The organism is Bacillus sp. AFS015802, from assembly GCF_002561455.1.
Lineage (GTDB): Bacteria > Bacillota > Bacilli > Bacillales > Bacillaceae_B > Rossellomorea.
The window spans coordinates 1-11,338 of sequence record NZ_NTUP01000063.1 but is presented as its reverse complement, the minus strand read 5'-3'; the positions used below and the strand labels follow the sequence as shown (position 1 = coordinate 11,338).

General features: G+C 42.9%; 15 protein-coding genes. 12 read left to right on the top strand and 3 right to left on the bottom strand.

What is annotated here, in order from left to right; genetic code table 11:
* The first annotated feature begins 3 nt into the window (after positions 1-3).
* The 5 genes from CN378_RS16325 to CN378_RS16305 all read left to right on the top strand — a co-directional run bounded on the left by CN378_RS16325 (position 4) and on the right by CN378_RS16305 (position 3,722).
* Positions 4-603 (top strand): CPBP family intramembrane glutamic endopeptidase, encoded by a 600-nt coding sequence (locus CN378_RS16325; RefSeq protein ID WP_098353561.1) that lies wholly within the window; start codon positions 4-6, stop codon positions 601-603.
* A complete protein-coding gene (locus CN378_RS22695; RefSeq protein WP_179884949.1) occupies positions 596-1,297 on the top strand; it encodes a LysM peptidoglycan-binding domain-containing protein in 702 nt (233 codons plus the stop codon). Before CN378_RS16325 ends, CN378_RS22695 begins: the two co-directional genes overlap by 8 nt.
* 159 nt (positions 1,298-1,456) lie before the next feature.
* Complete coding sequence (locus CN378_RS16315) at positions 1,457-1,981, top strand: phosphatase PAP2 family protein (protein ID WP_098353558.1); 525 nt, start codon at positions 1,457-1,459, stop codon at positions 1,979-1,981.
* Positions 1,982-2,014: 33 nt separating this feature from the next.
* Positions 2,015-3,160, top strand: coding sequence for a glycosyltransferase family 4 protein (locus CN378_RS16310; protein WP_098353556.1), 1,146 nt, complete (start codon positions 2,015-2,017; stop codon positions 3,158-3,160).
* 106 nt (positions 3,161-3,266) lie between these two features.
* Positions 3,267-3,722 carry a DUF2663 family protein gene (locus tag CN378_RS16305; protein WP_098353554.1) on the top strand — a complete coding sequence of 152 codons (456 nt, stop codon included), beginning with the start codon at positions 3,267-3,269 and terminating at the stop codon, positions 3,720-3,722.
* 124 nt (positions 3,723-3,846) lie between these two features.
* On the opposite strand, the gene CN378_RS16300 is transcribed toward CN378_RS16305, so the two are convergent.
* Genes CN378_RS16300 through CN378_RS16290 form a run of 3 tightly spaced genes read right to left on the bottom strand, consistent with a single transcriptional unit; the run spans position 3,847 to position 4,935 of the window.
* Positions 3,847-4,416, bottom strand: a complete 570-nt coding sequence (locus CN378_RS16300; protein ID WP_098353553.1) for a manganese catalase family protein — start codon at positions 4,414-4,416, stop codon at positions 3,847-3,849.
* 30 nt (positions 4,417-4,446) lie between these two features.
* On the bottom strand, positions 4,447-4,707 hold the full coding sequence (locus CN378_RS16295) for a spore coat protein CotJB (protein ID WP_098353551.1): 261 nt from the start codon (positions 4,705-4,707) through the stop codon (positions 4,447-4,449).
* A 6-nt stretch (positions 4,708-4,713) separates the two neighbouring features.
* Positions 4,714-4,935, bottom strand: coding sequence for a spore coat associated protein CotJA (locus tag CN378_RS16290; RefSeq protein ID WP_098353549.1), 222 nt, complete (start codon positions 4,933-4,935; stop codon positions 4,714-4,716).
* 151 nt (positions 4,936-5,086) lie between these two features.
* Between CN378_RS16290 and CN378_RS16285 the strand changes: the two genes are divergently transcribed.
* From CN378_RS16285 to CN378_RS16255, 7 genes are all read left to right on the top strand, one after another.
* A complete protein-coding gene (locus CN378_RS16285) occupies positions 5,087-5,722 on the top strand; it encodes a CBS domain-containing protein (RefSeq protein ID WP_098353547.1) in 636 nt (211 codons plus the stop codon).
* Between the two features lie 59 nt (positions 5,723-5,781).
* On the top strand, positions 5,782-6,165 hold the full coding sequence (locus tag CN378_RS16280) for a hypothetical protein (protein ID WP_098353546.1): 384 nt from the start codon (positions 5,782-5,784) through the stop codon (positions 6,163-6,165).
* The gene (locus CN378_RS16275; RefSeq protein ID WP_098353544.1) at positions 6,158-6,925 is read left to right on the top strand and encodes a metallophosphoesterase; all 768 of its coding nucleotides are present in this window, start codon (positions 6,158-6,160) and stop codon (positions 6,923-6,925) included. Before CN378_RS16280 ends, CN378_RS16275 begins: the two co-directional genes overlap by 8 nt.
* Before the next feature lie 96 nt (positions 6,926-7,021).
* Positions 7,022-7,933, top strand: coding sequence for a MerR family transcriptional regulator (locus CN378_RS16270; protein ID WP_098353542.1), 912 nt, complete (start codon positions 7,022-7,024; stop codon positions 7,931-7,933).
* Positions 7,934-8,004: 71 nt separating this feature from the next.
* Positions 8,005-8,589, top strand: a complete 585-nt coding sequence (locus tag CN378_RS16265) for an adaptor protein MecA (RefSeq protein WP_179884948.1) — start codon at positions 8,005-8,007, stop codon at positions 8,587-8,589.
* Positions 8,590-8,838: 249 nt separating this feature from the next.
* Positions 8,839-10,116, top strand: a complete 1,278-nt coding sequence (locus tag CN378_RS16260; protein WP_098353539.1) for a Glu/Leu/Phe/Val family dehydrogenase — start codon at positions 8,839-8,841, stop codon at positions 10,114-10,116.
* 221 nt (positions 10,117-10,337) lie between these two features.
* A complete protein-coding gene (locus CN378_RS16255; protein WP_098353649.1) occupies positions 10,338-11,303 on the top strand; it encodes a YpdA family putative bacillithiol disulfide reductase in 966 nt (321 codons plus the stop codon).
* Positions 11,304-11,338 lie beyond the last annotated feature (35 nt).

Sequence of the window (11,338 nt, the reverse complement as noted above, 5' to 3'; positions counted from 1 at the left end):
ACGATGAAGAAACAAGGGGAAATCATTCAACAGCTTTCTAAGAAGCAATTAACATTTCATCTGTATTTTACTCAATTTTTACTATTAACGATTGCCTGTGGATTAGGTATATTTTTATTTGACAGTACGTCCGAATTCTGGATGCAGTTCCATCTTTCTTCCTCCATTTTTACGGTAGGAATGACCAGCGGTCTGGCGATCGTGTTAATCGACATCGTGTTGATGAAGGTTCTCCCTGCAAAATATTATGACGATGGCGGGGTGAATGCCCGCATTTTCACAAACAGGAGCATGGGGGAAATTGCTCTATTAGCTTTTTTCATCAGTGTAAGTGAAGAGGTTTTATTCAGGGGGGTTCTTCAATTTCATTTTGGACTGGTGATTTCAAGTATTATTTTCGCACTCATTCACTTCAGGTATTGGGCCCACTGGTTTCTAATCATCAATATTGTACTGCTCAGCTTTTGGATCGGTTTCATTTATGAATGGACAGATAATTTGTTGGTAACGATTATCATGCACTTTGTCATCGATTTTTTACTGGGGTTACACATGCGTAGGAATGGAAGACAAAGTAGTAAAGAAGGGATGTCTCATGAGTAAAGACCCATATCGAGATCAGGCAGAGAAACGAAAGAAAAAAATAGAACGGGTGGAACGGGTCCCTGAGGAACGGCCTGCAAAGAAAAGAGAACCGCTTCCTCCAAGAAGTGAGCTTCATAGAGAGAAACAAAAAAAGAATAAATGGAAGATGAAATATCCATTGATCAGTATGCTGCTCTTATTATTTATTTTATTGCCTTTGACAGTTTTCAGCATTTATTCTTATTTCGATAATAGAAACGGCCCCCTCGTCGTCATGTCAGAAGATGTGGATGATGTGGTTGAAGTCCGATATGACCAAGCGGAAAGCGATCATGAAGAGAGTGTGGAAGCCGTTAAGCCCGAAAATGAAGAAGCTGCTCCTGAACCAGATCAAAAAGAGGAATCATCGAAAGAATCCGCTTCCTCAGTGGATGGAAAGAATCAACAAGCCTCTGCGCCACCAACTGAAAAACCCGTAGAGGAAAAGCCGAAGGAAGAGGTAAAAGAAGAACCGAAAGAAGAAGTGAAAAAAGAGAAGAAGGAAGAGCAGAAGATCGTTTATCATACAGTGAAACCAAAGGAAACCCTTTTCCGGATCGCCATGAATTATTACAATTCCCCTTCAGGTGTCGATCGCATCAAAGAGTGGAATAAGATTCAGGATAATGAAATTCAAACAGGACAAGTGTTGGAGATTCCGTTAGATCAATGAATACATCCGCCCCGCAACTCATGGGGCGGTTTTTTTGTTTGGATATTTACATTTATTTGCAACAATTTTCAATAGAATTTACATGGAATTAAGAGAGGCATAACAAATTGAAAATATAATGGAGGTGACAGTTTAAGTATAGGAAGGGAAGTTGATTGCATGGACAGAATGTTGACGCGTTTTAGGCAAGCTGATGACAGGTTGTTTTATAGAATCAATGGGAGTAAAGAGCTGCATCGATCATTTTTTGGATATGTGACTCATTTGGGAGGGGCGAGGCTCACTGTAAGTTCCATCCTTATCCTGTTTATCTTCGCTCAATATTATACGGGAATCAAAGAAACGGTCATCCTGGCCATGGTTTCTCTATTCGTAAGCCATATCCTGATGACGGTGGTGAAAAAGGGAGTCAAAAGGATCCGTCCATACATGACATTGCCAAATGCAATCATTCATGGCTATGAATTCAAAGACCATTCTTTTCCATCAGGCCATTCAACGGCCGTTTTCTCCATCACCATCCCTTTTATGATCAACTATCCGGTCACCATGCTCGTACTATTTCCGTTGAGCTCACTCGTGGCGTATTCAAGAGTGGTGCTTGGAGTGCATTATCCTTCTGATGTTTTGGCAGGGGCATTTCTTGCATTTGCCACGACGATGATGGTTCTCTTGTTTACCTGATCGATCTGCAAAGTGATAAAGGGGGATTTGTATATGAGAGTGGCGCTTTTTTCAGACACGTACCATCCGCAAGTAAACGGAGTGGCAAGGACGTTAAAACGGCTGACGGATCATTATGAGAAGAGACGGATTGAATACAAAGTATTTGTTCCGGATTTTCAAGATCATCCATCAACTTATCCCAATGTACACTCCTTCACCAGCTTTCCCTTTTTTCTTTATCCTGAGTGCAGGACGGCCATAGCGAATCCAAAGACCATTGTAAAGCAGCTCAGAGATTTTTCACCTACACTGATTCATGTCACCACACCTTTGACAATGGGACTTTATGGGATACGGGGTGCAAAGAAAATGGATCTCCCACTCGTTGCCTCTTATCACACCCACTTCGATATGTACTTGAATTATTATAAAATGATGTGGGCATCCCCGCTATTGTGGAAATATATGAAGTGGTTCTATTCACAGGCAGATCGAATTTTTGTCCCATCAGAAGAAACGAGGCAGCATCTGGTGAAGCAGGGATTCGCCGATTTATCCATCTGGGGCAGGGGAGTCGATTGTACAGTGTACTCACCTGATAAGCGAAACTCCTCCTTAAGGGCAAAATACCAGATCGATAAGAAGTTTATCCTGCTATATGTCGGAAGACTAGCTCCTGAAAAGGATTTGGAGACATTGGAGAAAACGATCCAATACCTTCCCGATGAGATCAAAAATCAAGTCCAGTGGCTCATCGTAGGAGACGGACCGATGAAGAAAGAGCTTATGGAAAAGACGAAAGGTGAAAATGTCATCTTCACAGGTTACGTCACCGGAGAAGAATTGGCGGAAACCTATGCATCATCCGATCTGTTTGTCTTCCCTTCCGCTTCAGAGACCTTCGGGAATGTCGTTTTGGAAGCCTTCGCATCCGGCCTGCCTGCCGTAGTAGCGGATAAGGGGGGAGTCACGAATATCGTCCGGCATAACCAGACAGGGAGAATAGCGGAAGCTCACCTGTACGAATCCTTCATTCATCATATTATTGAGCTGTTGGATGAAGACCGACTTCAATATATGAAACAGAAAGCACTCCAAATGGCTGAAAAGCAATCCTGGGATGCGATCTTTGACCGACTCATGACCGAATTCATGGAAGTGAGTTCTTTGCAGAGTCAAAAACAACTATACGGCTGATCGAAAGTGCTCCTTTGGGATCCTCCTATGAGGGCCTTTTTTTATGTGCTGATTCTATCTCTTTGGACAAGCTCATAAACTATAGGGAAGAAAGGAGAGGATAGGGATGGACCGTGGAGAAAAGGAATTTGGTGAGTGGACAGATCAAGCGACGGAGCAGATGTTACATAACCTGATTGAAAAAAAGCAAAAATTTGATAGGGCAAAGGCTATGCACCTCTATACATTATGGGGGGCACTATTAGCATCCTTCTTTTTTCTCTATTATTTGACGAAATTCGTGTTGGGACCTTATTCTTACTCTTTTTCTGTGGTGTTTTCCGTCTTTGTATCCAGTTCCATTCATTTGTTCATGGCCCTCTGCCTGGTCGTGCTTTTCGGGGCAACCAGGATATTATATGAAAAAAAAGAAAAGAAAGAGAAAGAGTTTCATGCTTTAAGATGTGAAGTCATCGATCGAAGTAAAGATTTATGGAAAGAGGAAGCGTGGAAAAAAAGGCATCTTGTTTACGATAAAATGAAAAAAGAATGGGATATTAATCTGTTTCATGGTAGTAAGTAAGGAACGAGTCATCAGTACTTTCTTCCCACTCTCTGCTGCATGAATAATAGGAAGAGATCTGGCTCATCACGTTGAAAACGCTTGAGGCGAAACCTGTCATGAGCCAAACAAATGATCGTATCCATCAAAAAAAGATCTTTTTATCCCTCTCATCCTTAAGTATTTCCACCGCTTCCCGGAAGCGCTGGGAGTGAATGATCTCTCTTTCCCTTAAAAAGCGTAATCCGTCATTCAGGTCAGGATCATCACTCATATTAATGATCCATTGATATGTCGCCCTCGCCTTCTCTTCAGCAGCGATGTCTTCATATAAATCCGCAATCGGGTCCCCTTTGGCAGCGATGTAAGAGGTGGTGAACGGAACGCCGGCCGCATTCTGATAGAAGATCGCTCCATCATGATTCACATAATGGGGATCGAGTCCTGCTTCCTTCATCTGCTCGGGGGTGGCATCTTTAATTAATTTATACACCATCGTGGCAATCATCTCCAGGTGGGCGAATTCCTCGGTCCCGATATCGGTTAATAATCCAATCACTTTATCAGGGATCGAATAGCGCTGATTGAGATACCTGAGGGCAGCGGCAAGTTCTCCATCTGCACCGCCATACTGTTCAATCAGGAATTTGGCCAATTTAGGGTTGCATGTACTCACTCTTACCGGGTATTGAAGTTTCTTTTCATAAACCCACATTATCCTGTACCTCCTTCATTCATTCATTCATCACACTTGCCATGGCCACGGGGCATCCTTCCAATCCCACGGATAATTGGAGAAGCTGTACCCGTAATGGGTCAACGGACCAAACTCCTTTTCGAATTTCTTTTTTATCTGTTTTCGTGTTTTTACATACATATTGTATTGAGAGATGGCTTCGTAATCTTCCGGATGGGTGTCCAGGTACAGCGTGAGGTCGACAATGACGAAATCTACGGCCTGCAGTTCTTCCAGCACTTCATAATAATGGGGGGGAAGCTGTTTCATATGGAATCACTCTCCCTTCATTTTTTCATAGGGACTATAATAAGGATCATAAAATACTTTCCATAACGTCCCCTTCTGCAGTGCTTCCTTTGGTGAATATTGCTCTAAATTGGGTGGCTGGAACCCAAGGTACAGGTTTGGGGGAGTCGAATATACCTTCCTTGTAATGGGCTTACACGGATCGAACGGACTCACATACGGATAATATGCTTTATAAAATTCCTGCATGACGATCCCTCCTTTAAACAAAATCCTTCGTAACAACATATGAAAGGAGGGTTTGGAACATGTTAATTTATATAAATTCATAAATATGAAGGGAAATACAGTGGGAATGTTGAATACTTAAAGGGTAGGAAATTAATGATGAGGTGGTCGAATGTTTGTTAAAAATGCCATGATACCGAAACACAAATGCTATGTGGTAGATGAAAATGATTCAGTTGAAAAGACGCTGACGGTCCTTGAACACCATAAGATCGATGGGGTGCCGGTCCTTTCAAATGAAGAATTCAAAGGGGTAGCGACTCGTTATAATATTTATCAAAGCTTCTTCCTTTCCGGGATGGATAAGGAGTCCTTTCTCAAGGAGAAAAAAGCCAGTGATATTATTACAAATTCGGATAAATATATAACCGATAAAGATGTATTTGAAAATGCGTTGATTGAATTAAAGGATTCACCGATCCTCCCTGTAGTGGGGGGGAATAATAAGTTCCTTGGGCTGATTACACGATTTGATGTACTGGATCAATTCAGGAGTGCATTCGGAATGGACCAGAAGGGGGTCCGGATCGCTTTCTCTTCTGTAGAAACGGAAGGACGGATTGCCCGGCTTGGGGACATCATCCAACAGTATTCAGAATCGGTGATCTCCCTCGTGACCTTCGATGAAACCGATAAGTTATTGCGCCGTATAGTCCTGAAGGTCGAAAAGAAAGACAATATGGAAAAATTCCTTAACAAGTTGGAGAAGTCTGGGTTCCGCATCCTCGATATTCATGAAGATGAATAATTGAATAAAACTCTGTATGAAACAAAATCCTTCTCATAAGATTTATGGGAGGGATTTTTTTGATCAATCATTTTGTGAAACTGATTATCACGTTTCTTTTAGGGTATCTATTCATTACATGGTTTCCTGTTACCGAACGATTCTCTTCTCGTGAGTTCATTGTTGAGCTGGTCCTGAACCCGGTACAGTTCTTTGCAGCCTCCATCGCCTTTATAGTCGGGGTGCTGGTTCAGGGAAATGTACTGAAAGCAGAATTATATTCTATATTGCGATTAAGGAATGGAAAACTACATAAAGAATTGGCGATTATTGTCCTGCACATAGGCTTAATCTACTTATTGAGCGCTTATGGGGGATGGCAAACGTTGATTTTTTCCTGTTCAGCCTTGTTTTATGGTATTATTTCAATAGATTTTCGCCGTCAAGGAGGCCACAATGCTTGAATTAAGTATCATCATTTTATTGGCAGGGGGAGTCAGTCTCCTCTTTTTTATGTTATACGAAGCACGTAGAAATACTGTGAAAGTTGATAAGGTAAAGCTTCCCGGCTTTCCGGAACATATGGATCCCGTCTCCCTTTTTTTTATTTCGGATATACATAAGAGGGAAATTTCAGAAGAAATCATCGAACAAGTGAAGGGGAGAGCGGATCTTGTCATTATCGGAGGGGACCTTTTGGAAAAAGGTGTGCCTTTTTCGAGGGTTGAACGGAATCTGGATAAACTCCTGACGTTGGGACCGGTATATTTCGTTTGGGGGAATAATGATTACGAAGTGAATACGAGCAGGTTAAAGCAAATATTCAAGAAGAAAGGGATCATCGAAATCGTCAATTCTTCCATCAAGGTACCAATCCGTAACGGAGTTCTCAACATGATCGGGGTGGATGACGCAAGTACACAAAGAGCAGATTATCCTTCAGCTCATAAACAGGCACACCCAGATGAATTCACCCTATTAGTCAGTCATGACCCAAGACTTGTGAATCAAGTACGGAAAGAGGACGGTATCGACCTTATGGTAAGCGGTCACACACATGGAGGTCAGATTCGTCTTTTTGGCTGGGGACTGTATAAAAAAGGAAGACTTGAAATGCTCCCTCAGACCACCCTATTAGTAAGCAACGGATATGGGACCACCGCCATACCCTTACGGCTGGGAGCACCGGCTGAAACCCACTTGTTGGTGATCGATAAAGGTTGAAATGAACAAATGTTATTCATTACCTATACAAATTTTACACAAAGCGGTTTCTCGATTATAATTTTAGAGAGATGAGAAATACTTGGGGGACTATTTATGAGCAATGATAAAAAGTTAGAAGGCAAATACAACATTAAAGCTGTGTCTACCATTTTAGGGATCCAACCCGGTACTTTAAGGGCATGGGAGAGAAGATATCAGATCATTGCACCTGTACGGAATGAATCGGGTCACCGTCTGTACACCGAACAGCATTTAAATATATTGAAATGGCTTGTTGAAAAGGTGGATCAAGGCTTTACCATCAGTCAGGCCGTTGCGCTACTGGACAAACAGGAGCTTGAAGAAAATGAAATCACGTCATCTGAACAAAAGGATCGCACCCAAACGATTTCAGATGATCTGTTAAAGGCTTTGTTGAGTTTTGATGAGACGAAGGCCCATGAATTGATCAACCAGTCGTTTTCAGTGTATACGATCGACAAGGTGGTCATCGATATCCTCGGCAGCCTCCTCGTAAGGATCGGGGATCTGTGGGAACATGGGGAAATCACGACGGCACATGAGCACTTTGCGACATCCATCCTCAGATCGCGTATCGGCATCATCATGCACTCGTTCCCTCACAATGGGATCCTGCCCAAGGTGGTGGCCGTCTGCGGTCCGGGTGAATGGCATGAACTGGGATTATTGATTTTCACTTTATTTGTGCGCAGAAAAGGGTTCGAGGTCATCTATCTGGGCTCGAGCATAAAAGAAGATGATATCGACATCGTACTGGATGAAGTAGATCCGAAGTTTTTATTCTTCTCCTGCACCTTGCTTGAAAATGTAGACAACCTCCTTACCCTCGTTACTTCTTTAAAGAAGGAGCGGACTGACCTGGAAATCGGGATGGGAGGATTCGCAGTAGATCATCTGTCAAAAGAGTTAAAAGCAAAATTCCATGATCACATTGTGGGACAATCCAAATCCGACTGGGAACAATGGCTTAAAAGTAAATTATAAGTGGAATATGCACTGTTTTCTACCCCTCACATAGTATGGTGATAAATCGTCACAGTCTAGGGGGTACGAAGATGAAGCTCGAAAGAATTTCCGACAATAAAATAAAATTTTCCATTAGTGTAGAAGAGTTGGAACAAAAAGGCTTATTTGAACAAGACCAATGGAAAGATTCCTATATGTGGCATGATCTGTTTGAAGATATGTTAGATGAAGTACAAGGGAAGTTCGGCATTGAGACACAAATGGAAATCACAGTCGAGATTGAATCGTTTGACGACCAGGAAATCTGCATGATCCTCACGCTCGAATCGGAAGATGATTTTTCTGATTGGGAAGAGGGCACCGAAATGATGAAATCGATGAATGATCACGATGTTGTCGTGTATTTCGATGATTTCGAAAACGTACTCGACCTTCTCAAACGGATCAATGGGATGGGGAAAGTGAACAATGCCCTCATTCAATGCAGCATAGTTTACTATGAAAATCATTATTACGTACTTATAGAGAATTTACTTGAAGGAGACAGCTTCATCCTTGAAGCGGTGTGCGCCGAATATGGTCAACATTCGAAAATGACTAAGCATATCCTGATGGAATACGGCCGGGTTGTGTTATTAAGGGACTCCATCGAAAAGATATTGTTTTATTTTTGAATTTCGGCCCCGAGTGACACTTCACCCCCTTTAAATATATGATGATTATGCCTCTCGTAGAAAATGGTCTTATGTGCACTCCCGGAGTGATTCCCGGGAGTATTTATTTATTAGGTATGATAGCGTTTTCAAAAAAATATTCCATTTTTAATTTTCCTTCTTTGCAAGTGCAAATCAAACGTGTATACTATGTCATGAAAGCGGACGAGGATCTGCTAAACAGTGAAGGATACTGGGAGGTTTACATATATGGTAGCCGAAAAGGGGAAAGAAAATCACCAGGCATCAGATCAACATGATGTGCTGAAATCAACACAAACGGTTATTCAACTCGCACTTGATAAATTGGGATATTCAGAAGAAGTTTATGAATTATTGAAAGAACCTATCCGTATGTTAACGGTTAAAATACCAGTCCGAATGGACGATGGAAAAGTGAAGGTCTTCACGGGTTACCGTGCTCAGCATAATGATGCCGTCGGACCGACCAAGGGTGGGATCCGCTTCCATCCAAATGTAACGGAAAAAGAAGTTAAAGCGCTTTCGATCTGGATGAGCCTGAAATGCGGGATCGTCGACCTTCCGTACGGGGGAGGAAAAGGAGGGATCATCTGTGATCCCCGTGATATGTCCTTTAGGGAACTCGAGCGTTTGAGTCGCGGTTATGTAAGGGCCATCAGCCAAATCGTCGGCCCGTCAAAGGACATACCGGCTCCGGATGTGTTTACGAATTCCCAGATCATGGCCTGGATGATGGATGAATACAGCCGGATAGATGAATACAATTCACCCGGTTTCATTACGGGTAAACCATTGGTCCTTGGAGGATCTCATGGTCGAGAAACGGCGACTGCCAAAGGGGTGACGATCTGCATCCATGAAGCGGCGAAGAAGAAGGGAATCAAACTTGAAGGGGCAAGGGTGGTTGTTCAAGGGTTCGGTAATGCAGGGAGCTTTCTTGCGAAGTTCATGCATGACGCCGGGGCAAAGGTGATCGGGATCTCTGATGCATACGGTGGTCTGCATGATGAGGACGGTTTGGACATCGATTATTTACTGGATAGACGGGACAGTTTCGGGACGGTTACGAAATTGTTCAACCAAACGATTACAAATGAAGAACTACTGGAGCTTGATTGTGACATCCTGGTCCCTGCAGCGATAGAGAACCAGATCACGGACAAGAATGCCCACAATATCAGGGCAAGCATCGTGGTCGAGGCTGCCAACGGACCGACAACATTGGATGCGACGAAAATCTTGACGGAACGGGGGATTCTCCTTGTACCCGATGTGCTCGCTTCCTCAGGTGGAGTGACGGTTTCATACTTCGAATGGGTTCAGAATAATCAGGGGTATTATTGGACTGAAGAAGAAGTGGAAGAAAAACTGGAAAAGATCCTGGTAAGTTCTTTCAACAATGTTTATGAGACATCACAAACAAGAAGAGTGGATATGAGGCTTGCCGCCTATATGGTAGGAGTAAGGAAAATGGCCGAAGCATGCAGGTTCAGAGGCTGGATTTAAATAAATAGAAAAAGGGTGGGATGCGTGCATCCCATCCTTTTTTAGTGGCTTTCACGATATTTCCTATTACAAAGACAAATAATAGGCATGAGGGTCAAGTGTTACTTTTTGACCTCGGCGCAAACTTATTCCATAATAATTGAGTAAAGACCATTTAGGAATCTGAAGTGTACTTGGAGAATATCGCCATTCAGATAGAGGAATTGAAGGAGTGTCTGAATTTGAAAATGGAAGAATGCATCATTGTTGGCGGGGGACCATGCGGGTTGTCTGCTGCGATTAGTTTAAAAGAAAAAGGAATCGAGCCTTTGATTATTGAAAAAGGAAACATCGTGAATGCGATCTACCACTACCCCACGCATCAAACGTTCTTTTCATCGAGTGAGAAGCTGGAGATCGGTGACGTTCCATTTGTCATTGAAGAGCATAAGCCAAGAAGGAATCAGGCGTTAGTGTATTATCGTGAAGTCGCCAAGCGTAAAGAATTAAGAATCAACCGATTTGAAACCGTCCAAAAAGTCGAAAAGCATACCAATGGCTTTTCGGTCTTTACTTCTAAGGGCACATACACATGTAAATCCGTGGTCATCGCGACGGGCTACTACGATCACCCTAATTATATGGAAATTCCGGGAGAGCAATCAGAAAAAGTGTTTCATTATTTTAAAGAAGCCCATCCTTTCTTTGACACAGATGTCGTGGTCATCGGAGGGAAGAACTCAGCGGTTGATGCAGCGCTGGAGTTAAATAAAGCCGGGGCAAGGGTCACGGTCTTATATCGGGGAAATGAATATTCAAAGAGTGTAAAGCCCTGGATCCTCCCGAATTTTGATGCTCTTGTGAGAAATGGAGAAGTCACCATGGAATTCAATGCCTGTGTCGATGAGATCACGGAGGAATCCGTGAAGTACAACGTACAGGGCGAGAAGAAAGAAATCAAGAATGATTTTGTTTTTGCCATGACTGGCTATCATCCCGATCACAGCTTCCTGACGAAGATGGGGATAAACATCGATAAGGAGACAGGGCGTCCTGCTTTCGATCCGGACACGATGGAAACGAATGTAGAGGGTGTCTATATTGCGGGAGTTATAGCTGCCGGGAACAACGCCAATGAGATCTTTATCGAAAACGGCCGTTTACACGGCGGGTTGATAGCTGAATCCCTTTCGCCCAGCAAGGGATAGACGTTGAATAACCATAAGAAAGGGGCTGGGACAAA